The 23809-nt window shown below is 68.7% G+C and carries 23 protein-coding genes; 3 read left to right on the top strand and 20 right to left on the bottom strand.

From position 1 onward, the window contains the following. Nucleotides 1–41: 41 nt before the first annotated feature. Nucleotides 42–923 carry an oxidoreductase gene (locus ABIC52_RS10105; RefSeq protein WP_354027246.1) on the top strand — a complete coding sequence of 294 codons (882 nt, stop codon included), beginning with the start codon at nt 42–44 and terminating at the stop codon, nt 921–923. A gap of 505 nt (nt 924–1428) precedes the next feature. On the opposite strand, the gene ABIC52_RS10110 is transcribed toward ABIC52_RS10105, so the two are convergent. From ABIC52_RS10110 to ABIC52_RS10125, 4 genes are all read right to left on the bottom strand, one after another. Next, nucleotides 1429–2415: a hypothetical protein gene (locus ABIC52_RS10110; protein ID WP_354027247.1), complete on the bottom strand. Its 987-nt coding sequence runs from the start codon at nt 2413–2415 to the stop codon at nt 1429–1431. Between the two features lies 1 nt (nt 2416). After that, nucleotides 2417–3097, bottom strand: coding sequence for a hypothetical protein (locus ABIC52_RS10115; RefSeq protein WP_354027248.1), 681 nt, complete (start codon nt 3095–3097; stop codon nt 2417–2419). Continuing rightward, nucleotides 3094–3528 carry a hypothetical protein gene (locus ABIC52_RS10120; RefSeq protein WP_354027249.1) on the bottom strand — a complete coding sequence of 145 codons (435 nt, stop codon included), beginning with the start codon at nt 3526–3528 and terminating at the stop codon, nt 3094–3096. Before ABIC52_RS10120 ends, ABIC52_RS10115 begins: the two co-directional genes overlap by 4 nt. A 294-nt stretch (nt 3529–3822) precedes the next feature. Beyond that, nucleotides 3823–5019 (bottom strand): SAVED domain-containing protein, encoded by a 1197-nt coding sequence (locus ABIC52_RS10125; protein ID WP_354027250.1) that lies wholly within the window; start codon nt 5017–5019, stop codon nt 3823–3825. Between the two features lie 71 nt (nt 5020–5090). Here ABIC52_RS10125 and ABIC52_RS10130 point away from each other — a divergent pair, with 71 nt between their 5' ends. Beyond that, the gene (locus ABIC52_RS10130) at nt 5091–6074 is read left to right on the top strand and encodes an SMODS domain-containing nucleotidyltransferase (protein ID WP_354027251.1); all 984 of its coding nucleotides are present in this window, start codon (nt 5091–5093) and stop codon (nt 6072–6074) included. After that, on the top strand, nt 6071–7753 hold the full coding sequence (locus ABIC52_RS10135) for a ThiF family adenylyltransferase (RefSeq protein ID WP_354027252.1): 1683 nt from the start codon (nt 6071–6073) through the stop codon (nt 7751–7753). The genes ABIC52_RS10130 and ABIC52_RS10135 overlap by 4 nt, the downstream gene beginning before the upstream one ends. A gap of 185 nt (nt 7754–7938) precedes the next feature. On the opposite strand, the gene ABIC52_RS10140 is transcribed toward ABIC52_RS10135, so the two are convergent. The 16 genes from ABIC52_RS10140 to rpsF all read right to left on the bottom strand — a co-directional run bounded on the left by ABIC52_RS10140 (nt 7939) and on the right by rpsF (nt 23785). Next, on the bottom strand, nt 7939–8325 hold the full coding sequence (locus ABIC52_RS10140; protein ID WP_354027253.1) for a hypothetical protein: 387 nt from the start codon (nt 8323–8325) through the stop codon (nt 7939–7941). 300 nt (nt 8326–8625) lie between these two features. Next, nucleotides 8626–9990, bottom strand: a complete 1365-nt coding sequence (gene dnaB, locus ABIC52_RS10145) for a replicative DNA helicase (RefSeq protein ID WP_066657525.1) — start codon at nt 9988–9990, stop codon at nt 8626–8628. A gap of 425 nt (nt 9991–10415) precedes the next feature. Continuing rightward, complete coding sequence (locus tag ABIC52_RS10150) at nt 10416–14873, bottom strand: FtsK/SpoIIIE domain-containing protein (RefSeq protein WP_354027254.1); 4458 nt, start codon at nt 14871–14873, stop codon at nt 10416–10418. Further along, on the bottom strand, nt 14873–15793 hold the full coding sequence (locus ABIC52_RS10155) for a hypothetical protein (protein ID WP_354027255.1): 921 nt from the start codon (nt 15791–15793) through the stop codon (nt 14873–14875). Before ABIC52_RS10155 ends, ABIC52_RS10150 begins: the two co-directional genes overlap by 1 nt. After that, the gene (locus tag ABIC52_RS10160) at nt 15790–16518 is read right to left on the bottom strand and encodes a hypothetical protein (RefSeq protein ID WP_354027256.1); all 729 of its coding nucleotides are present in this window, start codon (nt 16516–16518) and stop codon (nt 15790–15792) included. Before ABIC52_RS10160 ends, ABIC52_RS10155 begins: the two co-directional genes overlap by 4 nt. Further along, nucleotides 16515–17105 carry a hypothetical protein gene (locus tag ABIC52_RS10165; protein ID WP_250366419.1) on the bottom strand — a complete coding sequence of 197 codons (591 nt, stop codon included), beginning with the start codon at nt 17103–17105 and terminating at the stop codon, nt 16515–16517. The genes ABIC52_RS10160 and ABIC52_RS10165 overlap by 4 nt, the downstream gene beginning before the upstream one ends. 28 nt (nt 17106–17133) lie before the next feature. Next, entirely contained in the window at nt 17134–18708 is a 1575-nt protein-coding gene (locus ABIC52_RS10170; RefSeq protein WP_354027257.1) for a hypothetical protein, read from the bottom strand. Then, nucleotides 18708–19001, bottom strand: coding sequence for a hypothetical protein (locus tag ABIC52_RS10175; protein WP_058748770.1), 294 nt, complete (start codon nt 18999–19001; stop codon nt 18708–18710). The genes ABIC52_RS10170 and ABIC52_RS10175 overlap by 1 nt, the downstream gene beginning before the upstream one ends. A gap of 87 nt (nt 19002–19088) precedes the next feature. Further along, nucleotides 19089–19382, bottom strand: coding sequence for a WXG100 family type VII secretion target (locus tag ABIC52_RS10180; RefSeq protein WP_144761334.1), 294 nt, complete (start codon nt 19380–19382; stop codon nt 19089–19091). Between the two features lie 271 nt (nt 19383–19653). Further along, the gene (locus ABIC52_RS10185; protein WP_354027258.1) at nt 19654–21093 is read right to left on the bottom strand and encodes a WXG100 family type VII secretion target; all 1440 of its coding nucleotides are present in this window, start codon (nt 21091–21093) and stop codon (nt 19654–19656) included. Further along, complete coding sequence (locus ABIC52_RS10190) at nt 21093–21413, bottom strand: hypothetical protein (RefSeq protein ID WP_354027259.1); 321 nt, start codon at nt 21411–21413, stop codon at nt 21093–21095. Before ABIC52_RS10190 ends, ABIC52_RS10185 begins: the two co-directional genes overlap by 1 nt. A 115-nt stretch (nt 21414–21528) precedes the next feature. Further along, on the bottom strand, nt 21529–21822 hold the full coding sequence (locus ABIC52_RS10195) for a WXG100 family type VII secretion target (RefSeq protein WP_058748771.1): 294 nt from the start codon (nt 21820–21822) through the stop codon (nt 21529–21531). Nucleotides 21823–22056: 234 nt separating this feature from the next. Then, nucleotides 22057–22509, bottom strand: coding sequence for a 50S ribosomal protein L9 (gene rplI, locus ABIC52_RS10200; RefSeq protein WP_069712629.1), 453 nt, complete (start codon nt 22507–22509; stop codon nt 22057–22059). Between the two features lie 14 nt (nt 22510–22523). After that, nucleotides 22524–22781, bottom strand: coding sequence for a 30S ribosomal protein S18 (gene rpsR, locus ABIC52_RS10205; RefSeq protein ID WP_017887834.1), 258 nt, complete (start codon nt 22779–22781; stop codon nt 22524–22526). 50 nt (nt 22782–22831) lie between these two features. After that, complete coding sequence (locus ABIC52_RS10210) at nt 22832–23410, bottom strand: single-stranded DNA-binding protein (RefSeq protein WP_126889961.1); 579 nt, start codon at nt 23408–23410, stop codon at nt 22832–22834. A gap of 3 nt (nt 23411–23413) precedes the next feature. After that, the gene (gene rpsF, locus ABIC52_RS10215) at nt 23414–23785 is read right to left on the bottom strand and encodes a 30S ribosomal protein S6 (protein WP_058728349.1); all 372 of its coding nucleotides are present in this window, start codon (nt 23783–23785) and stop codon (nt 23414–23416) included. Between the last annotated feature and the right edge of the window lie 24 nt (nt 23786–23809).

The following is a 23809-nucleotide window of genomic DNA, read 5'->3' on the forward strand; positions in this document are numbered from 1 at the left end:
TGATCGACGACACCACGTCCCACAAGCCCCGGAAGGCAATCATGCACACCACCTCCACCACCTCGACCGGACTCCCCGGCGGCACCTGGACGCTCGGCGACCGCACCGTCACCCGCTTCGGGTACGGCGCGATGCAGCTCGCCGGCCCCGGGGTCGCAGGGCCCCCGAAGGACCACGACGCCGCGATCACCGTCCTCCGCGACGCCGTCGCGAGCGGCATCACGCACATCGACACGGCCGAGACCTACGGTCCTCGCGTGGTCAACGAACTCATCAAGGAGGCCCTGCACCCCTACGCTGCGGACCTGCTCGTCGCGACGAAGGTCGGCGGTCGGCGTGACCCCGACGGCGGCTGGCCCGCGGCCCGCGAGCCGGACGAGCTCCGCGCGCAGGTCGACGACAACCTCGACCAGCTCGGCGTGGACACCCTCGACCTGGTGCACCTCCGTCTCGGGGACGCGAACGGACCCGTCGCCGAGGACATCGGCGACGCGATGGCGACGCTCGTCGACCTGCAGCGACAGGGCGTGATCCGCCACCTCGGGGTCAGCAACGCCACGGCGGACCAGGTCGCGCAGGCACGCTCCAGCGCACCGATCGTCTCGGTGCAGAACATGTACAACCTCGCGAACCGATGGGACGACGCCCTGATCGACGACCTCGCCGCCGACGGCATCGCCTACGTCCCGTTCTTCCCCCTCGGTGGCTTCAGCCCGCTGCAGAGCGACGCCCTCTCGGCGGTCGCGACGCGGATCGGTTCGACGCCGATGTCCGTCGCCCTGGCGTGGCTGCTGCAGCGATCGCCGAACATCCTCCTCATCCCGGGCACCTCGTCGTCGCAGCACCTCCGCGAGAACATCGCGGGTGCCGGGATCGAGTTGTCCGAGGACGACGTCCACGAGCTCGACGGGATCGCCGGCTGATTCCTGCACGACGTGCGGTCACGGTCTCCGCTGCCCCCGGTGAGAGGAGCAGACAGCACTTCGCGAGCACGGTCGGTGCCGGCGCGGTTCACCTGACCGAGAGCGCGAAAGCACGTCGGTCGGTCTGTCGTTCCAGCGGTGCTCATCGTGGTGTTCCAGTGCAGGGTGGGACGACGGCAACACGTCGGCACAGGGCACCTTCACCGGAACCTGTTCCGGACCACCCATCCGGACAGTGCTCGGCGCAGTCCTTTGAAGACCCCCTTCCGACTGCCGGGCGTCCGGTTGATGACCGTCTAACGGACGCGGCTAGTCATACTCCCCGATGGAGTGTCCGAGGCGATCAATCCGCGCTTCGACGGCCTCGTGGCACTCCTGGTCGGTCGGGTGCGCCCTAGATCACGTCCGAGGTCGAAGACAGCAGGAACTACACCGATAACACCACGGTGAATCGGAGTGCTGCAGATGGGCTCCGTAAGTGTCTGCTTACGCCTACTTCCCGACGCTACGGGCCGAGCCTCAGCAGAGCACGAACCTGCTCGAGGGCTTCCTCCCGGAGCGTCGTTCGCCCACTCGTGTCCCATTCGTCAGCTTCGCGATGCGCCTGCCGAAGTTCCGGGAGGATCCGGACCCAGATGTCGTCGAACAGAGCCAGCGCCTGCTCGACGCCGTCAAAGCTCGGCGCCTCGTCTTCGTACAAGCTGCTGCGGAACGCCTGGAACCCACCGTCCGGGTAGAGCTGCAAATCGGCGGACAGTGCCGGATCCGCGACGTCGAGGATGAACTTCGCCGGACCGAAGTGCACCTTGCCGAGGGCGATCAGCGCGGCAAGCTCTACCCGTTCAAGCGTTGCAGATTCGCCGAACTTCGCAGGGCGGAGATTCCGATCCCGCGAAGACAGCTCGGTGATGGCGTTGAGGTACAGGTTGTCAGTGATGACCTCCCTGTCCTGCAGCAGGTAAACCAGCCACAGGAACAGATCCTCAGGGATCTGCTCTTCGTTTGTGTCGTAGACAAGGTCGGCGCGGTCCCCGGCCGAGAGGACTGCAGCCTTCAACGCCTCGGTGACTGTCTTGAAGGATGCCGTGTCACGAGCGGTCACAAGACCGGTGAAGGCACCTTGACGCTCCTCGTAGAGAAGCACATCAGCAGCCTTCAAAACATGTCGAGTTCGCCAGTCGGAGGTGTCGTCTCCTGGCCGGGTCCGCTTTCGTTCTGAGTTGGCGTGCATCCAATAGAAGCGTGCCCGAAGGCGACGGGGGAGCACGTCGTCGGCGGCGACAATGGAACTCGATCCGACGCGGAACTGAGTGCCTGGGCGGTATCCGACCGCGAACGCGTCGTCGAATACGCTGCCCCAGCCAACGCTTGGTGAGTCGGACGTCGGCACGAAGCGGGCACCGCTCAGCGCGTCTAAAAGCTGCTCGAGAGTCGCATCGGTTGTCAGACGCAGCGGCCGCGCGCTGACCTGCGAAGAGGAAAGTACCCCCACTTCACTTCCTTATCGTGATGTTGCTAGTGCCGACATCGACACGTGCCCAGCGGAATGACTCCCCAGTCTCAGGGTCATGAATCTCGGCACGGATGTCGATCGAGTCGGTGGTTGAGCGGTTCGCCCCCGGGACGATGCTACCCACGAATTGCGTCTGTTCGGTGTCATGGTCCGTGTCAATCACATCGAGCCGAATGATGGGCTTGGTGTCGCCGGTTTCCAACGAACTACCCTCGATCGGTCGTTGCGACTTCACGCTCGCTACCCCGACCGGCCGGAAATGTACCAGGACCTGCACGCCTCGCCGCTGCGCCTTCCTCAGCAGCCGCCACGCGGCGAATGAAGAGTATTTCGCTCGGAGGACGACCTTGAAGTACAGCTCGACGTCGTCCCGGCTGAGGGTGTCGTCGGGCTGCCGCCTTCGAACATCGACGGATGCAGTACCGCTGGTCTCGATGTCATCGATCCGCCAGTGCAGTTCGAAGACGGGCCGTCCGAACAGGAGCGAAGGCAGCAGCCAGCCAGCGATGAACCCCAATCCCACTCCGACACCGCGGGCGATGATCGGGTGTCCCGGGAAGATGGAGCCGAACAGCCAACCAGCTCCGATAAGGGCGAGTGCGCTGAGCAGTTCCAAACCGGCCCACAACTTCGTGTAGAAGTCGGCTTTGCCGCGGATCACGGTGCGCTCAGTGCTGCGACCAGCTCCTCGGGGTCGGCGCTGTCCTTGCTGTCCACCCGGCCGTTCTGCAGCAAACGAAAGGTGCTGTGAGCGGCTCGACTGCTGACCATAACCATCTGCACAAACCCGTCGACGTCGTCGCGGGCGAGGTAGTCGTGCGCGGAACGCTCGTCTGACTTGTTTAGGATACGGATGAAGCTTGTCAACGACTCCGGGTCGATGGGTCGTCTGCCCGCGTCGGTGACGTTCGCTTCTGTGACTCGGAAACCATGCTCTCTGAGCTTCACGGCGACGTGCACTAGATCGGCGCTCGACCAGAGCAGCGGCCGCTCCGTGTCAGTCGCGAAGCTCCGCAGAGAGCGATCGGCTTGGTTGTCCCGGTACTCGATCTTGGGATGCTCGTTGGAGCCCACCGCAATGAGCTGAATCATCCCCATACTCCTCATGCTAATCGTCGGCGCCGACACTGGGTGGCTCGAGGTCACGACACACTATGCGGCGAGAGCGTGTTCGCCCCGCGTTCTCCGGTGTGGTTGCGGTTTTCGCCCGAGGGGGCGATGGCCTGCGTCGCCCGCGAGGACCTGCAGCGTTCACGTGGGTCGATACAGCGACGGGTGCAGGAGCATGAGGCGCTGGAGGCTGCCACGTCGGACGGGCTGAAGACGTTGCACGATCGGATCACGCTGATTCGGTCAGCGCTCCGCAGCTAGGGCGCCGTGAGTGCCTCACCCGATTGTCAGCGCCGGCTCGTAGCGCGGATCGGTTCCACCGGTGAGCTGATACACGACGAACTGGGGGTGCGCGTCCCGCATGCGCGCACGTCCGAGCTCCACGGCGGCCGAACAGCCCACTGCCGCCACGACATGCAGTCGCCGCACCGAGGGGTACGTCGCTTCGACGTTTTGCAATAGCTGCCGCCAGGCGTCGGCGAAGTTCGCCAGCGAAGCCTCGGAATCGATGGCACCTGGCTTGTGGTCGCCGACGACTCGAAGCTCGACGCGCGGGGTCGCGGCAACCTCCTCCGGCAGACGGTCAACCTGAACGTCGGCGGTGATCGAGACGGTGACGAGGACATCTTCGACGTTGGCATCGCGCTCGGACACGTCGAGGACGAACTGTCGGGGTGGTTCGGCGGTAGCCGGCCAACGCCATCGGGTCCGCCCGTCCGAACGGTGCGGCTCGAAAACGTGCACAGCTGTTTTGTTCCCAATCTCCGAACCCAGTGCTACGAGGTGCGGAATTGGCCCAAGGGCGAAAATGCTTATCGACTCCGCCAGCACATCGGTCATCAGTCGAGGGATTTGCTGGAGTGCGTGGTGAATCTGTGATTGTCCAGCCGCCGATGCGCCGAGTGCCGTCTCGGGCAAGGTCAAGTAGATCTCGACGGTTGAGTCGCGGTGGTGGTCGCTCGCAAACCGCAGGTTCGCCCCCTGCAGCGCCTCGAAGACCTGCGGCTTCGAGATGGTGACGACGTTGCCGCGGATCGGCGCGGTAAAGATCACCACTCCGGTCGGCTCGAGCGTGGGGAACCGTGTGGCTTCTCGGACACGCGTTTCGAACTCGTTCTTCTGGCGAGCGAGCCATTCCACCGGGTAGTCGTCCGGCTCCTCATCGATGAGTCGGTGACACGGTTGACATAGCAGCATGAGGTTCGACGGCTCGGAGCGTTGAACGTCGGTCAGTTCTGAGTCACCCCGTGGCGATTTCGGACCGTCCGTCGCGCCGACCTGGTGGGCGACCTGGCCGACCGCGACCGAGGCGTACGACGGGGTCTCTCCAAACAGGTACCGGGCGCACAGCGTGCACCGGCCCGCAGCTTTGGCCCACACTTCCCGTTCCGCAGCCCGGCTCGGGCTCACTCGCTTCATGACTCCCGTCGCCGCTTCCGTCATGACACCCTCCCGCAGTTTGTCGCTGGTCATCGTTACCCTAGAAGAAGCACCGGAACGCGACAAAGGGTCACGTTCGATGATCCGACCCGAACGGAACACTCATGAAGCTCAAACCCCACTTCAACACGCTGCTGACCGACAGCGTGAACCTCAGCCCGGCGCGCCTCGAGGAACTGGAAAAGCGAGCCGACCGGATCTACGCCGCTCTCAAACTCGATGACGACCTTGGTCCGATGGTGTACGACATGACGCCGCAAGGGTCGTGGGCGCAGAGGACGATCATCAACCCGTCGAATGGCCGCGACTTTGACGCGGACTTCACGTTGCACCTCAACGACGATCCGGCCTGGTCACCCCGCGACTACCTGGACCGGACGCGAGCCGCCCTGGCCGCCCACCACATCTACACCGGCATGACGCTGAACCGGAAGACCCGGTGTGTGCGAGTCCTCTACGCCAACGACTTCCATGTCGACGTCGTTCCGTCCGTTGAGCGTGGCGGTGTGCAGTACATCGCCAACTACGAAGACAACACCTGGGAGCCGACGAACCCGTCCGCGTTCACAGCCTGGATGCAGGCGAAAGACGCCGACGCGCACGGGAACCTCCGCAAAGTCATCCGTCTGATGAAGTGGGTGCGAGACAACCGCAACAGCTTCAACGGCGTGCGCTCGATCTTGCTCACGACGATGCTCGGTGATCTTGTTTCCCGGAGCAAGGAGATCTTCGACGGAAACTACTACTCCGATCTGCCCACCTCGTTCTTCCACCTCATCACGGACCTCGACGACTACGTGTGGGCTCGGGAGCAGAAGCCGTCGGTAGTGGATCCCTCGGGGACCGGTCTCACGTTCGATCACCGGTGGTCCCAGGAGACCTATGGGAATTTCCGGAAGCGGCTGCACGACATCGCTGACGTCACCCGGCGCGCATATACGTCCAACGACAAGGACGAGAGTGTAAAACTGTGGCAATCGCTCTTCGGGGCAGGGTTCAAAGAGACCGGGCCCTCGACGGGTCGAGAGCGGTTCGGAACGCCGGAGAAGTCGACGACCTCGTCGTTCATCGCCGGCCGCGCCGGATGAGCGGCAGGCACGACCTCACCGCTTGGCAGGCCGCGTTCCTTGCCGACACACGCGAACTCTCCGGTCGTGCGGAGCGACCCATCCGGTTGAACGAGCGGCGGCACCGGAATGGGCGTGGTGATCTCGTCCTCGTCATCACAATCGACACAAGCGGGATGATCACGTTGCCCGGCGGGCTTGCCCTCAACCAGCGAGAGGGGGTCGCAGTTCACGTCCCGGAGGATTCATCGAAGCCACCGGCGGCGGTCGTCGGGCACGACCGGTTCGTCGGCGCTCCCCATGTGCTCTACGGCCGCGAGTTGTGCTTGTATCTCGACGCGGCGCGCGAATGGGATCCGACCGGCGGAGCCACTAGCTTCTTCAACCGGTTGTGGGACTGGTTGGCCGACGCCGCGGCCGGCCGCTTCTCAGCTCGTGACTCCCTGTACCACGCGATCGGCGGAGTGCCAGCGGGTGCGGAGGAAGCCGAGACGCTCACCTTGCAGGACGAAGTGCCGGACCGATCGGCCCTGCTCTGGGGCGTGCGACGAACACGCGTCCGAGTGGACGTGCACAACCAACCGGTCGATGGCGCGGCGCCCGTGGTGTTCGTGCCCGCTGCTGCTGCGTTCCCGTACGGCGTCGGCGACACCATCGGCGACTTGTTGGACCGATTCGCGCTGAACCATGACTCGCTACTGAGTGTCGTTCCGCGGGTGCTTCACTCCGCGGCCTGCCGGTCAGCCGCCGAGAACGGTCTCTACCTGCTCCTGGGCGTCCCTCATCCGGCCGGTGGGGCGAAACATGTGGCGGCAGCGTGGATCGATGCTGCTGGCGCCGAGACCCTTCGCTCAGCCACCGCATCCGTACGGGCGATCCCCCTCAACTGGCGTCGCATCTCCGATGACCGCCCCGCTGTCGCCACCAGACGGGACGTCGGTACGCATGCATCTGGATTTCTCGGCGCGAGCATCACCCTCTATGGCTGCGGGGCGATCGGGTCATGGTTCGCGGAGTTCGCTGCCCGCGCGGGTGCCACAAGAATCGTTCTCGCCGACTCCGCGCTGATCAACCGTGGGCTTCTCGTTCGTCAGAATTACCGCGAATCCGATGTTGGACGGCCCAAGAGCAACGCCCTCGCGGACCGGCTCAGAGCAATCTCGGATGGTCTGAACGTGCAACAGCTCACCGAGCTGGACTGGGCGGCTGCAACAACAGCCTTCACAAGCGCAGATTTCATCGTGGATGCCACGGCAAATCTCGCGGCAGCCGTCAGCCTTCAGAGCCTCGTACAGCAGTTCCCGTCCCCCGACGCCGTCGTCGCGCAAATTGCGACCGATCCCTCATTCGGAACCCACGGGCTCGTCACCGTGCGCGGCACGAGCGATCACCGTACGCTTGCAGAGGTCGACTTAGAGGTCGGTCGAATCGTGGTAGATGACCCGACGCTCGAGGCCTACCACGGGTTCTGGGAGCGAGCAACACCGGCGGATCAGATCACTCCCGTACGAGGATGCTCAATACCAACCTTCCGAGGTTCCGCCGCCGACGAAGCCGCCGTCGCGGCGCTCGCAACCTCGACCCTCGGCCGGCACCGTGGCCTTCAGCTCACCGGCACCCACCTGTTCGCCCTTCCGGCCGCTTCCGCGGACGCTGCACCGGCCCGATGGATTGAACCACCGTCGACGAGCAGCACTTAAAGACAACTATTGCCGCTGCAGCTACATGTGGCTATTCGGCCGCAGCAATTCCACGGCCCTAAGCGCAACATCGAACGCGAGGAATGGTAGCGCGGCAAAGACCTCTAGGTGCCACGAACCGGACGATCACCTCGTTCGTCGGTTCTCATTCCCTCACCATGCTGCTGCAGGCTGCACCGACTCGTCTACGACCGTTTTATCTCGCAGATCAGCCCGGAGACCGTCCTCGAGATCGAGACCTCATGGGCGACCGTCGGCGGCGCCGACGCCCCCAGATTGTGCACGCTGTTCGCCTCGCGGAAGACGGGCACGAGCACGGTGTACGTCGGCAGGGTCGATTCGTCGAGCGCCTCGATGTCCGCGGCCGACACCTGCTCGACGAGGTCGAACCGCGCCCCGACCATCGACACCCAGAAGTTGAAGACGACCCCGGCGAGGAAGCCGAGCGAAAGGACCGCCGTCCCGATCGCCGCCGTGGTGCGCGGGGCGAGGACGAGACATAGGACGAACACCAGCACAGCCGTGGCGCCGCTGACCTGCTGGCCACGGGAAAGCACGGTCCGTGCCGACATCGCGGGGTTCGTGCGGGCGAGGTCGTGGGCAGCAATGTCCGCGAGCTCGTCGTCCAGCTCCCACAGGATCCGCTGGGCACGGGCGCTTGGTGGGATGTCTCAGCCCCGGCGACTCTCCGGTCGAAGACCCGTTCGAATCGTGACCGCACACCGCGTCATTGTCGACGCTCTGGCAACGATACGTGTCAAAAATCCTGCCCGTCTGCCGATGCTGGCAGCGGAACTTGTCAAACCTTCGTCAGCGGACAAGTAACGCTGCCAAATGGACACGTTGTGCTGCTCAACCACAACAACACCCGCCTACTGCGGCATGTCGACGAACCGCGAGAACATCCCGTGGAACGCCACCGTGATGGTGTCCGTCGGCCCGTTGCGGTGCTTCGCCACGATCAGGTCCGCCTCACCCTGCCGCGGGTTGTCCTTCTCGTACGCCGACTCACGGTGCAGCAGGATCACCATGTCGGCGTCCTGCTCGATGGACCCCGACTCACGCAGGTCGGAGATCATCGGCTTCTTGTCGGCACGCTGCTCGGGGCCACGGTTCAGCTGCGACAGCGCGATGACCGGCACGCCGAGCTCCTTCGCCATGAGCTTCAGTGCACGCGAGAACTCGGAGACCTCCTGCTGACGGCTCTCGACCTTCTTGCCCGAGGTCATCAGCTGCAGGTAGTCGATCACCACGAGCTTGAGGTTGTGCTGCTGCTTGAGCCGGCGGCACTTCGCACGGATCTCGACGAGCGTCATGTTGGGGGAGTCGTCGATGAAGAACGGGGCATCGTTGATGCGCCCGCGGGTCTGGGCGATCGTGGTCCAGTCGCGGGAGTCCACGGTGCCCTTGCGCATGTTCTGCAGCGGCACGCTCGACTCAGCGGACAGCAGGCGCATCGCGATCTCGGCGCGACCCATCTCGAGCGAGAAGAACGCGGCCGTCTGGTCGTGCTTGAGCGCGGCGGCGCGGCACAGGTCGAGCGCCAGCGTCGACTTGCCGAGCGCGGGGCGGGCGGCGACGATGATGAGCTGCCCGGGGTGGAAGCCGTTCGTCAGGGCGTCGAGGCCGCTGAACCCGGTCGGCACGCCGGTCATCTGCCCGTCGCGGCCCTTGGCGGCCTCGATCTCGTCGATGGCGGCACCGATGGCGTCGGTCAGGGGCACGTAGTCCTCGGTCTGCACGCCGCCGGCGACGTTGTAGACCTCGGCCTGTGCGCTGTTGACGAGGTCGGTGACCTCACCCTCGGACGCGTAGCCCATCTGCACGATGCGGGTCCCCGCGTCGACCAGGCGGCGGAGCACGGCCTTCTCGGCGACGATCGCCGCGTAGTACCCGGCGTTCGCGGCGGTCGGCACCATGCTCGTGACGCTGTGCAGGTACTCGGCGCCGCCGGCTCGGGAGAGCAGTCCGGTCTTGGTCAGCTCGTCGGTGACGGCGATGACGTCGGTCGGCTCACCGTGCGAGTAGAGCGACAGGATCGCGTCGAAGATGACCTCGTGCTTGGGGATGTAGAAGTCCACGCCGCGGGCGGTCTCGATGACGTCGGCGACGGCGTCCTTCGACAGCAGCATGCCGCCGATCGTCGACTGCTCGGCGAGCAGGTCGTGCGGCGGCGTCCGTTCCGAGCCCCGTTCGGACAGGTCCTGCGGGGACGGATCGAGATGCGCGATCGACACACGGACTCCCTCTTGTCGTGACGGTGCGGACCTCGGCCCACACCGGCTTTCCTACCCCGGACGACCGACATCCCCTGCCTCCGCCGAGTCGCTGGGCCAAGCTACGGGGACAGAGTTATCCCCAGCAAACAGCCCTGTGGATAACTCTGTGGAGACCATGTCGAACACGCCGCGTCCCCATGTGCACAACTGTGGAAGAACATGTGGACAAGACGGTCGTCGAATGCATGTTCGACCACTTGACCTGGGCTTTTCTGCTGCACGCGGTGTGTGGAAAACCGTGCTTCAACTGCACCTTGAAGGTTGGTGGATCGGAGCCCTCACTGTGCACAACGACTTGACAAACCGGCCTCCTGTGGGAACCGTTCTCGGGCCGCTCCCAGCATCGGCAGCGCGCCGCGAGGAGTAACCAGCCAGCACCTGCCTCAGCCGACCAGCGCGCCGGACTCGGTCCCTGCCCGCGGCAACGCCTGCGTCCCCGCCCGCGTCCCGGCCGGCACCATCGGCACCTGCAGCGTCGACGCCAGCCCGGTCCCCAGGTGCACGAGCGCCGATCCGGGCTCGATCCGCGACGAGATCGACGACCGCGCGATGCGCACCCCGATCAGGTCCCCGGCCAGGGTGTCCTGCGGTGACAGCAGCGCCCCGCGACGGTTCTTCTTCGCGTCGACCTGCCACCCGCCGAACCCGGCCGCGAGTCCCGTGGTGTTGCCCCCGAGCAGCATGCCCTGCCCGTTGTCCACCGCGGCACGACCCCAGTCGCGCAGCCACCGCGCCGCCGAGCAGTCGATGAGCAGCTCGCCGTCGTCCACGACGAGCACCAGGGGAGCGCCGTCCGGCGCGAGCACGGGTTCGAGGTGCTCCTGCGTGACGTCGTCCCCGCTGAACACCGCCCGCACACCGGGCAGCCCCTCGAGGTCCCGCACGGGTCCCGGTCGCGGCGCGAGCACGACGAGCGACGTCCCGCCCGCCAGGAGCGACCGTGCCATCGCGGCGAGCATCGTGGAGCGGCCGGACCGCGACGGCCCGGCGACCACGAACGTGCCGCCACCCGTGCGCAGGTCGACGGTCTGCAGCTCCATGTCGTCCCCGCCGACCCCGGTGACGGCGACCATCGGGGTCGGTACCGGAGCGGACTCGAGCGCGAGCGCGGTGTCGAGGTCCAGGTCCTTCGGCATCGCGTCCACCCGGAACGGACGCGGCGACGGCGGGACCGGCGAGGTGGCGCGGAGCTCCGCGGCGAGGTCCCGCACGGCGGTGGTCTGCCCCTGGCCGGACACGTCGGTGCCGAGCGTCGCGACGTGCACCTCGGTGCCCGAGTCGGCGCGGAACCCGCGCCCGGCCGGGATCGACGCGGGCAGCTTCCGGTGGTTGATGCCGCCGAGCGAGTAGTCCAGCCGGTCGGTCAGCCGGAGCACGATCTTGTCGTCGGTGAGGGTCGACATCCGCGACGACAGCAGCGACCGGTCGCCGGCCACGACGACGTGGATCCCGGCGGCCGCACCGTCGCGGAGCAACGACTGCACGGCGTCGGTGAGCGCTCCGCCGTCGACCTCGCCGAGCGAGGTGGTGAAGTTCTCCCACCGGTCGATGAGCACGAGCACGTGCGGCAGCCGCTCGCCCGGTGCGGCGAGCAGACGCTGCTCGGTGATGTCCGCAGCCGACGCCGCGGCGATCAGGTCGTGCCGCCTGGCGGTCTCCCGCGTCAGCCGGTCGATCAGGCGCGTGGCGCGTTCGACCTGCGTCCGCTGCACCACCGCACCGCAGTGCGGCAGCTGCTGGAGCGACGCGAGGGCGCCGTTGCCGCAGTCGATCGCGTACACGTGCAGGTCGGCGGACGACAGGGAGCGCGCCGCCGACGCGGCCAGCGTCCGGAGCGCCGTCGACCGACCGGACCCCGGCGCGCCGACGACGAACTGGTGCGTGAACCGCGCGAGGTCGACCTCGGCCGCGCGCTGCTCCTGGGTGTCCGGCAGGTCCTCGAGTCCGACGGCGAAGCGGAGGGCGTCGTCGGTCGACGACGTCTCCCGGCGCGACCCGACGGCGGCGGACGCCACCCCGGCGAGCGGCAGCAGCTCCGGCAGCGGCGGCAACCAGGGGCTGTGCACCCGTCCGATGCCGAGCCGGTCGCGGGCGTCCCCCATCGCCTGCACCAGGACCGACAGGTCCGTCGCGGCGGTCGCCTGGTCGCTGCGCGAGGGTCGCGTGGGTGGTGCGGTGGCGAAGTCGCGCCAGTCGAGCACGCGGACGAACGGGAGGCCCGTGGCCGGGTCCTCCTCGCCGGCCCACCGGCCGCCGACCCGCGCCGACTGGAACGGCACCACCGACGAGTGCCCGAGGCGCGCGAACGCGCGCCCCGGCACGCTCTTCGGGATGCGTGCGGCGTCGGCCACGTCGATGACGTCGGTGCTCTCGCCGGAGTCGGTCATGCGCAGCGCGACGCGCAGGTTGGTGTTCGCCCGGATGTCCGGACCGACGACACCGCCGGGGCGCTGGGTGGCCAGGATGAGGTGCACCCCGAGCGACCGGCCGCGCTGGGCGATGCCGATGAGCCCCGCGACGAAGTCGGGCAGCTCGGTGACCATCGCCGCGAACTCGTCGATCACGAGCACGAGCCGCGGCATCTGCTCGCCGGCACCACCGCGGGCGAGGTGCGCCTCGTGGTCCTCGATGTCCTTCGCGCCCGACGCAGCCAGGATGTGCTCGCGTCGGGTGAGCTCGGCGCGCAGCGATCGGAGGGCACGCTCGACCAGGTGCTGGTCGAGGTCGGTGACCAGCCCGACCGTGTGCGGCAGGTCCGACGCGACGCTGAACGCCGCACCGCCCTTGTAGTCGACGAGCACGAACGTCATCCGGTCCGGGCGGTTCCGCAGTGCGAGCGAGGCGACGAGGGTCTGCAGGAACTCGGACTTGCCCGAACCGGTCGTGCCGGCGACCAGGCCGTGCGGGCCGTCCTTGACCAGGTCGAGCTCGAAGGCGCCGTCGATCCCGATGCCGACGACCGCGGAGGTGCTCGTACCGGATGCTGCCCAGCGTTCGGCGACGCTCGGGCCGTCGGGCTGCGGCAGGTCGACCACGTCGAGCAGTCGCGCGGCGTCCGGCACCAGGCCGTCGCCGTCGGACCCGCTCGTGTCGCGGAGCGGCGAGGTGCCTCGCGCGACGTCGTCGTACCAGTCGTCCGCGACCCGGTCCGCGAGCACGAGCTCGACGGGTGCGGACAGCTGGCGGCGGAGCACGAGCTCGGTGGGGCTGCGGTGGGTGACGGTGGCGACGCACTCCTCGGGGAGCTGCCACTCCTCCTCGTCGATGCACACGAGGCGGATGCCGCACGCGGGCCCGTCACGCAGGAGCCCGACGACACCGGGCATCGCACGGAGTCGGCGGGCGCCGTCGAGCACCACGACGATCTCGGGGGAGAACCGTGACCGGTTCATCCCGTTCTTCTGGCGCTCGGCCCGGCGCTCCGCGAGCACCTGGGTGAGCTCGGCCAGGCGGCGGCCGATCGTCTCGCCGTCGGCACCGATCAGCGCCAGGGCCTCCTGTCCGCCCGTCGGCCGCACGTGCGGCAGCCAGAGGGTCCACGCCCACGCCGGCACGTGCTGCTGCGCCGTGAGCACGACGAACTGCACCTCGCGCGGGCTCTGCGTCACGGCGAGCTGTCCGAGCACCCACCGACCGAGTTCGCGTGGTGACTCCCCGGCCCCGGCGATGCCGAGCACCCCGACCTCGGCGAGCGGCACCGTCACGGGCACACCCCGGGTGGTCCGCGGCGCGTGGGCCAGGCCGTCGAGGTCGCGGTCGTCGACCACGGTGACCGTCGACGGCAGGTCACCGGTGCCGATCCGCACGTGCAGGTGGTCGCCGTCCGAGGGCCGACGCTCCCACAGCCGTCGACCGGGGGTGGTCGCGACGACCCGGAGCGAGGCCGCGTCGAGCGCCGAGGTCCGCCGCTGGTCGCGCTCGTCGAGCACCGCCTGGTCGATGGCGGCCTCGAGGGCGGCGACGCGCTCCCGGTGCTCGGCGAGCTGCTTGCGGTGGCTCTTCTTGCCCGTCCGGCGCGAGCTGATCGTCTGCCCGACGACCATGATCGGCGTCATCGCCGCGAACAGCAGGTAGAACGGCGAGTGGAAGATGGTCGCCATCGCGATGCCGAACATCGCCGGCACGAACACCATGATCCACGGGATCGCCGAGCGCTGCGGGGCCACCGGCGGCTTCGGGATCCGGAAGTCGGTCTGCAGGAACGGCGGGAGCAGCCGCGGCGGCCGGTTGAAGTCGAGCTGGCCGGAGTCCGGTGGGCGCAGCAGCATCCGGTCGACGACCTCGACGGGGCCGACGCTCAGCACCGTGTCACCGAGGCGCACGAGGGCGCCGGCCGGCCAGTCGCGCCACTCGACGGTGACCGGGTCGCCCTCGAGCGTCGGGGTGGGACGGTCCGTGGGACGCTCGCCGTCGTCCTCGGTCGGGGTGAGCCGGACGGTCACCGATCCGTCGAACGCGGTCCGTGCCTCCAGACCGGTCCGTCCACCCGCGGCGGCACCGACGGCTGCCGCGCCGTCGTCGGCGAGGGCGATGCGGACGGTCCCCGGTGGCAGCCGGCGCACGCGACCCGCGTCGACCCCGCCCACGACGAGCAGGTGCACGATGCCGTGCTCGGGCTGCGGCCGCTCGGCGCCACCGACGTGCAGGACGGCGCCGTCGACCAGCCCGCTGCGCGCGAACGGCACGTCGCCGTCGGGCGCCCCCTCGGGCACCGGTCGTCCGCCGGTGCGACGGACCAGTGCGTCGACGACGGTCCGCATGGGCGTCTGCCCGGCGGCGTCGACGAGGACGTCGGAGTGCTCGCCGGTCGCGTCGTCGACGACGGTGACGACGACGCGCATCAGGCCTGTTCCCGCACGTCGGCCGGCAGCGCTTCGTCGGCCGGCGCCGCCGGGTCCGCCGGGACGGACCGGCCGAGGGCCGCCCACTGCAGCGTCCCGAGCTCGTCGGACACGTGCGTGCCGTCCCGGCGCGCCTCGACCGTCCAGCGCGCGAGCGGGTGCGGTGCGGCCGAGACGCACGCCCAGCGGCCGCCCGGCCGCTCGAGGAGACGGGCGAGCTCACGCCCGTCCGCACCGGCCGGCACCCGCGCCACGACCAGGAGGCCCGGGGTCGCGTCGGCCGTCACCGCCGCGACCGCCTCGTGCACCGTCACGGGCGTGCCCACCCCGACCGGCGAGCCGACCTCGAGCACGCTGGTGCCGACGGCCCACGGTGCGGTCGCGAGCTGCTCGACGAGCCGGACGAGCAGCGCCTGTCGGGCGGCACCCTCCCCGCGCAGCGCGACGATCCCGCCCACCCGGCGAAGGTCGACCACGACCGTCTCGTCCTGGCGGGTCCCGAGCGACACCGCCGTGGCGAACTCGGCCGGGGCTCCGCCGACGAGCGGGACCGTCTGCAGCGCCCACATCGGCGCCGACCAGGTCCGACCGTCCGGCGTGGCGGTCCACGGTGCCGGCGGCGCGATCGTCGGCGAGGCGACGTCGATCCGCACGATCGCACCGATCGTGATCCGCACCGCTCCGGGGAACAGCACGCCCGCCCCGGCGCACGAGGCCTCGATGCCGCGGAGCACCCGGTCGACGGCCCAGGCGGCGGCCGGGTCCCGGCGGACCTGGTCGGCCCAGACGAGGGCGTCGGTCGAGGTCCGGCGGCGCAGCGCGACGAGGGTCGGCACCACGACGGCCAGCGCTCCCAGGAGCACGACGACCGACATCGTGAGCAGCAGGTGCGACTCGGGGGCGAGGAACGACCAGGTCATGCGCGGGCCTCGGCGATCTGGGAGATCCGGCGCTCGAGTGCGGTCGGCTCGGTGCCGGGCACGTCCGTCCAGCGGAAGGTGGTCATCACGGCGTCGAAGAGCATCACCAGTGCGTCGGTGAGCTGCTCGGCGGCCTCGGGGTCCTCCGGGTCGCTGCGACTGATCGCCGAGAACGACATGAGCACCCACCGACCCGGACGGTGCGGGACGGGGATCGAGTACGTGACCTGGCGGTCGTCGACGACGGGCAGGTCCGCGCCGACCTCCGGGAGCTCGGCGGCGACGTCCGCGCGCCGGACCGTCTGCTCGGTGCGTGCGGCGATGCCACCGTCGACCTCGCGCAGCCCCGTGTCGTCGGGGTCGCGCCGGGTCGGCAGGGCTTCGGCGAGCAACTGCGCGACGACCTGCTCGGGGGCCTCCTCGGAGTCGTCGTCCACCTCGGACTCGATGATCGACACCGGGGGCGTGTAGCCGTCGACGGGCTGGACCGGCATGTACACCGCGGTCGCGCCGCTGTCCCCGGCCTCGACCACGGCGCGCAGCAGGCGCTTCCGCATCTCCTGTCGCAGGGGTTCGGCGCGGTCCCGCGGCAGGTCGTCCGGCAGCGCCCGGGCGATCACGGTGCGGACGATCTCGCCGAGTTCCCCGCGCTGGTCCTCGCCGGCGGGCAGGCGTGCCCACCCGGGCGGGACGACGACCAGGAACGACGCGGTCGGAGTGGTCATGCGTGCACCTCGTTCTCCACGGTGGCGAGCAGGTCGACGACGAGCGGAGCGAAGACCGGGACGAGCCCGAGGTCCGTCGTCCGCCAGAGCACGTGCGTGTCGACGCCGTCGGCCCGGCGGACGGCGGTGACGCTCGCCCAGATCGCGCCGTCCTCGTCGAGGTCGTAGCGGGTGACGACGGGCCCCTCGCCCCCGACGTGCTCCGGGAGCTCGTCGACCGACGGCGGTTCGACCGGCAGTCCACCGGTCGCCCCGGCCAGCTCGAGCAGCTCGGTGGTGCCGCCCTCGGCGAGCCCGACGGTGACCACCACGGGCAGCGGCCAGTTCCCCGGCACCGCGAGCGAGGCGACGAGCCACTGACCCGGCCCGAGACCGGCGCGGAACGCCAGCAGCGTGTCGAGGGCCGCGACGGTGTCGAGTCGCTCGTCCGTCCGGTGCTCCGGACGCTCGTCGTCGAGCCGGACGACCGCGTCGAACAGCTCGAGCGTCTCGGCACGCCAGGCGGTGTCGACCTCGTCCGGGTGCGGCACGAGGAGCCAGGTGGCGCCGTCGGTGGTGATGCTCGACGAGACGGTGGCGGTGGTCACGGTGGTCCTCTCGGGGGTGCAGCGGGGGTCAGCGCTGGGCGGCGGGGACGGTCGGCAGGTCGGTGACGGGGTGCTTGTGCTCCGCCACCCACTCGGTCCACGGCCGCTCCTGGTCGGCGCCGATGCCGATCGGGCCGATCACCAGGCCGGCGATCGCGTTGCCCTTGCCCCAGGCGCTCATGAAGCCGTTCGCGCCGGCGTGGTACCAGGGCGCCGCGGTGACGCCCGACCGGAGGCGGTTCAGCTTCTCGAAGTCACTCAAGCGGTCGCGGGTGAACTGGAAGTCGACGCCACCCAAACGCTCGCCCCAGTCCTTGAGCCCACCGCGGGTGCCGACCTCAGTCCAGAACTGCTTCTTGACGAGCTTCGCGTCGTTCGCGATGACCTTGTGGATCTTCGCGACGTTCCACCAGTTCGGGTTGTCGGAGAACTTCGCCGCGAAGTCGGCCTTCGTCCCGATGGACTCGACCTTCGTCCGTTCGAGGTTCCGCTTCGCACCGTGGAGCACCTGTGCGAGCGTGTCCCGTTCGTTCCGGAGCGCGACGATCTCGCGTCGGCCGGCGTTCCGGCCCGCCGCGGTGGTCGCTGCTGCCTTGCGCGCACGAGCGGCCGTGAGCGACGTCTTCACGGCCTCCAGGTCGGCCTTCCGCGCGGTGACCTCGGCCTTCGCCGTCCCGAGCGCCTTGTCGAACTTCGTGGTCATCGCGCCCTTGGTCGCCTTGATGCCGTTGCTGACGGCGGTCGAGGTGACCTTCGTGATCGCGGTGCCGAGTCCGAGCGTCAGCACGCCGACGACGGCCATGACGAGGTCGAAGACGTTGCCCTCGCCCATCGCGAAGGTCGCCGCCTGTGCGATCAGGGTCATCCCCGCGGAGATGGCTCCGAGGATGGCGCCGATGCCGAGGCCCGGGATCAGGAAGGCGAAGACGGCCAGGACGATCCCGATGATGGTCAGGATCTTGATGAGCATGTGGATGAACTTGTACCAGCCGGAGTCGTGCAGGCCGTCGTGCCAGCCGTCCCGCATGGTGCTCGCGGCCGTCCGACCCGCGGCGCTCAGCTGGTCGCGGGCGTCCTGCAGCTTCCGCTTCGCCGCCGCGACCGCGCCCTCGGCACCGGAGATCCGGTCGGCGCGCTTCTGGCTGTCCGCGGTGTCCTCGGGCGTCGGCTCCTTCCCGCCCGCCTTCGCATCGGCGACGGGGTCGGCGAGTCCCTGGGCCGAACCGAGGTCACCCTTCGCGGCGATCGCGTCCTGCAGCGCCTGCCACGAGGTCCCCATGACGGTGCCCGCCGAGCGGTCGCTCTCGTCGCCGACCGCGGCGGCGAAGCCGGTCAGGGCCTCGCCCGCCGACCGGTAGCGTCCGGTCATCTGCTTCAGGGAGCCGGCGACGTCCTTCGCCCGCTTGCGGACGGCATCGACGGCCTCACCCTTGCCGACGGACTCGTCGCCGCTGCCGACCTTCTCGAGCGTCGCGGCGGTGGTCTCCATCGACTCCGCCATGTCCCGGTAGTACGCCGCGAGCTCGAGCACCTTCGCCGGCTGCGTCGTGATCGGGTCGCCCGGCTCGTCGAGCGCGGCCCAGTCGCCTGCGCGGCCGGCCATCAGGCGGACTCCTCGTGCGACTGCAGGCCGTCGGTCAGCTGCTGCTGCAGGTCGCGCCACGTCTCGACCGAGTTCTGCAGGTTCTTGTCGAGCTTGTCGACGTTCTTGCGGATCTTCTCGCGGTGGAGCTTCCAGTCCTTGCTGAAGTGCGAGAAGGCGTCCTGCAGGTGGGATTCGCCGAAGACGCCGTGGTACTGGTCGTCGTCGGACTTCTGGTGTTCGAGCTCGTCGTTGATGGCGTGCACCTTCGCGGCGCTGTCGCTGAGCTCCTGGCTGATCACGAGATCGGACACGGGTACCTCCGAGGGAACGGGACGGGAACGGGACGCGCCCCGGCCGACATCGCTGACGGCAGCGTCGACCGGGGCGCGGGGAGCGCGCTACTTGATGGCGTTCGCGAGTTCCTGGTCGGTCTGCTGCAGCGCCTCGGCCGCCTTGTTCAGGTACGTCGACATGCCCTCGAGACCCTCGATGGTCTTCGTCGCACCGTCGTTGAACTCCTGGTACGAGCTGCCGAACGCGACCGAGGACTGGTCCGTCACGTAGCCGCCGGAGATCAGCGAGTCCACCAGGGACTTCAGCTCCCGCAGCTTCGAGGTGATGTCCTGCTCACCGTTCACGAGTCGGGTCGCGGCGTCCTGCATCTCGCCGTAGGTCACGTTCAAGTTGGGCATGGCCTGCTCCTGTCGTTCGTCGCGCCCCCCGGTCGAGGGACACCGGGAACGTTATTCCAGAGCGGAACCATCTCGGGGGGTACATTTCTCGACGCGGTCCACCCGGGGGCGTGCACAGTGATGTGCACATTCCAGTACATCGCCGTCGTATCGGGCTCGGTACCGAGCGGTATTCACATGCCACCGCCGTGTCGAGACTTGCGAGTATCGGCGTGTCGCGCTTCGGGAAGCGGTCCGTTGTCCCCCGGAAGCCGGACAGGCTCCGGCGCGATCAGCCCGTGGTGAGCGCCGCGTTCGCGTCCTTCCAGCCCGGGACACGCTCCTGGTCACTGCCCCAGCCGGTCGGCTTGATGCCCTGGCCGTAGACGAACGTGTTCGCCCAGCTGGCCACGACGCGACCTCCAGCGGCCCACGAGTGCCACGTCGGCGACGCGGCGATCGGCACGCCGTACTTCGACCACATCTCCTTCTGCATCTTCGTCATCTCGAACTGCCGGTCGACACTGAACAGGCGCTCCCACTGCCAGCCCTTGCCGTCTTTGCCGAAGACGTCGAGCACCTTCGCCTTGTCCTCGTTCCAGAGCGCCCGGCTCGGCCGCCACCAGTTCGGCTTCTCCTTGAAGCCGTCGAGCACGTTCTTCGTCCTCGCGGCCGTGAAGGTCTGCTTCACCGTCGCGATCTGCCCACTGAGTTCCCGCATCTCGGACCGTGCCGCGGAGTACTCGCTTCCCGTACGGGCGCCGAGTGCCTTCGCGATCTGCACGGAGCGCAGGTCCTGCAGGTTCCTGATCTTGTCCAGCGACGTCTTCTGGAAGCCGGCGAACCCCTTCGCGAGCCCGGCGGTCTTCAGCGTCGAGACCGCCTTCGTCAGGGCTCCACCGACGCCGACGAGCACCAGACCGACCGCCGAGGTGATGACGTCGAGCCAGGAGCCCTCGCCCATGCTCGCGAGCGCGATGTTGGCGACGAGGGTCACGGACGCCGCCACGGCCGCCATGAAGGTCAGGATCCCCACGCCGGGGATCAGGATGGCCAGCGCGGCCAGGGCGATGCCGATGTAGGTGAAGACCTTGACCAGGATCTTGAGCAGCTTCGAGAAGAACGCCTTGATCTTGTCGCCGAGGGTGTCGTGCAGGCCGTCGTCCCAGGCCGCGCGGATCGTCGACGCTGCCTGGCGGCCGGCGCCGTTCAGGGTGTCGACGGCGCGTCGCAGCTTCGCGGTCGCCGCGTCCGCTCCCGCCCGTGCGTCCTCGGTCGCGCGGTGCTTCGCGTCGACCGCCCCCTGCTCCTCCGCGGTCATGGGCGGGGCGTCCTGCGCCCGACCCTGCGACGGGTCGACCATGCTCGCGGCCCGCGACCCGGCTGCCGACGCGTCCTCGGCCTCACGCAACGCTGCGGCGGACTCGTCGAGCGCGGTCTCGAGCGACGGCAGGTACCCGGTCAGGGCGTCCCGGATCGCGTCGTAGCGGCCGGACATCTTCTGCAGCGAAGCAGCGACCTCACCGCTCTTCTTCCGGACGGCGTCGGCGGACTCGCCCTTGAACTGCGACTCGTCGCCCTCGCCGATGCGCCGCAGGACGTCCGCCTCGCTGCGGATCTCGTCGGCGATCGACCGGTAGTAGTCCACCAGCTCGTGGACCACCTGCGTGTCCGCGACGATCGGGTCCGACGCCTCGCCGACGAGCGACCAGTTCCCTCCGCGGGCGGGCATCAGGCGGCCGTCCCGTCGGTGTGGCCGGTGTCGGTGCGTTCGGTCGTGAGCTTCTCCGCCAGGTCGTGCTCGAGCGCCGACCAGTTCTCGACGGACTTCTGCATCTTGTCGTGCAGGTCCTTCACCGCGCCCGTCATCTTGCCGCGGTGGATCTTCCAGTCGCCGGAGAAGTCGTGCATCGCCCGCTGCACGTCGTGCTGGCCGTAGACCTCGGTCAGGGCACGGTCGTCGGACTTCTGGTGCTCCAGCTCGTCGGAGATGTGCTGGAGCTTCGTGGCCGAGTCCTCGAGGACGGCCTTGGTGATGATGAGGTCTGCCATGGGTACTCCCGATCGCTGCCCGTGCCGGTGTGCCGGTGGAAGGTGGGACGGGCGGCCCGTCAGTGGGCCGCCCGTCGTCCGGAGCGGTCGGTGATCGACCGCCCGGTGCCCCGCGCTACTTGATGGCGTTCGCGAGTTCCTGGTCGGTCTGCTGCAGCGCCTCGGCCGCCTTGTTCAGGTACATCGACATGCCCTCGAGACCCTCGATGGTCTTCGTCGCACCGTCGTTGAACTCCTGGTACGAGCTACCGAACGCGACCGACGACTGATCCGTCACGTAGCCGCCGGAGATCAGCGAGTCCACCAGGGCCTTCAGCTCCCGCAGCTTCGAGGTGATGTCCTGCTCACCGTTCACGAGTCGGGTCGCGGCGTCCTGCATCTCGCCGTAGGTGACGTTCAAGTTGGGCATGTCGTGCTCCTGGTCTCGATGTCGTTCGCCTCCGGTACCGGAAGCCGAGACGACGGTACCGGCGCGGATGCCCCCGAACGGGGGTGTTCGAGGGCTGTTCACCTGGAGTTCCGCAGCACGAGAGGGCGATGAACGCGCCGTGCACGGCCGACCGTCCGACGGGGGTGACCCCGCGCGCACGACGAAGGGCGGGCCTCCCGGAGGAGACCCGCCCTTCGACGGTGGTGACGCTGCTTACTTGGCGGCGACGACCTGCAGGGAGATCACTGCGGTGATGTCCTCGCGCAGACGCACGGTGGCCTCGTGGTCACCGACGGTCTTGATGGTCGCGGGGACCTCGACCTTGCGCTTGTCCAGCGACCCGACGCCCTGCGCCTGGACGGCGTCGGCGACGTCGCCCGGACGGACGGAGCCGAAGAGACGACCGTCCTTGCCGGCCTTCACGGTCAGCTTGATGGTCGCGTTCTCGAGCTTCATCTTGAGGTCCTGGGCCTCTTCGATGGTGGCGAGCTCGCGAGCGGCACGGGCCGCACGGATCGACTCGACCTGCTTCTCGCCGCCCTTGGACCACGCGACAGCGAAGCCCTGGGGGATGAGGTAGTTGCGGGCGTAGCCGTTCTTGACGTCGACGACGTCACCGGCGGAACCGAGGCCGGAGACCTCGTGGGTGAGGATGAGCTTCGACATGGGAAGTCCTCCGATCAGCGGCCGGAGCCGGCGTAGGGGAGGAGCGCCATCTCACGGGCGTTCTTCACGGCACGGGCGATGAGGCGCTGCTCCTGGACGGAGACGCCGGTGATGCGACGGGCGCGGATCTTACCACGCTCCGAGATGAACTTGCGAAGGGTCGCGACGTCCTTGTAGTCGATGACGCCGACCTTGATCGACTTCGCGGGAGCGGCGTTCTTGCCGCCCTTGCCGCGAGGCTTCCGGCGGTCGCCGGTGCTCTTTCCAGCCATTGTTTGTCCTTAGAGAAGAAGAAGTTGTGTGTCCGTCAGACCGCTGAGTATCAGAACGGGGTCTCGTCGTCGTACGAGCCGCCGGGCTGGCTCCACACGTCGTTCGACTGTGCGTTGCCGCCCTGCTGGCCGCCCTGGGGCGACCACGGTGCGTCCGACTGACCGCCGCCGTTGCTGTTGCCGTTCCAGCCGCCGCCGTTCCCGCCCTGGCCGCCACCGGAAGCGTTGCCGCCCCCGACCTGGCCACGACCGCCGCCGGAGCCACCCGCAGCACGGGTGACCTGTGCGGTCGCGTAGCGGAGCGACGGGCCGATCTCGTCGACCTCGAGCTCGATGCTCGTGCGCTGCTGGCCCTCACGGTCCTGGTAGGAGCGCTGACGCAGACGACCCTGCGCGATCACGCGCGAGCCCTTCGTCAGCGAGCCCGCCACGTGCTCGGCGAACTCGCGCCACACGCTCGCACGGAGGAACAGCGCGTCGCCGTCCTTCCACTCGTTCGCCTGACGGTCGAACGTGCGAGGGGTGGATGCGATGGTGAAGTTCGCCACCGCGAGCCCGTTCTGCGTGTAGCGCAGCTCGGGATCCGCGGTGAGGTTGCCCACCACCGTGATGACGGTTTCGCCGGCCATGACCTACTCGGCGCTCGCGGTCGCGTTCGCGGCCTTGCGGGCCGCGCGGGCCTCGTCGCGCTGCTTCTGCGCGGCGACCTGGGCGATCGCCTCTTCGGCGCGGAGGACCTTCGTGCGGAGCACGGCCTCGGAGAGACCGAGCTGACGGTCGAGCTCCTTGGCGGCCTCGGGGGTCGAGGTGAAGTCGACGACGGCGTAGATGCCCTCGGACTTCTTCGCGATCTCGTAGGCCAGGCGACGACGGCCCCAGACGTCCACGTTGTCGACGGTGCCACCGTCGTTGCGGATGACCGCGAGGAACTTGTCCAGGCTGGGAGCGACGGTGCGCTCGTCGATCTCGGGGTCGAGGATCGCCATCAGTTCGTACTGGTGCATGCGGAACCCACCTCCTTTGGTCTC

It is taken from the genome of Curtobacterium oceanosedimentum (assembly GCF_040545555.1).
Lineage (GTDB): Bacteria > Actinomycetota > Actinomycetes > Actinomycetales > Microbacteriaceae > Curtobacterium.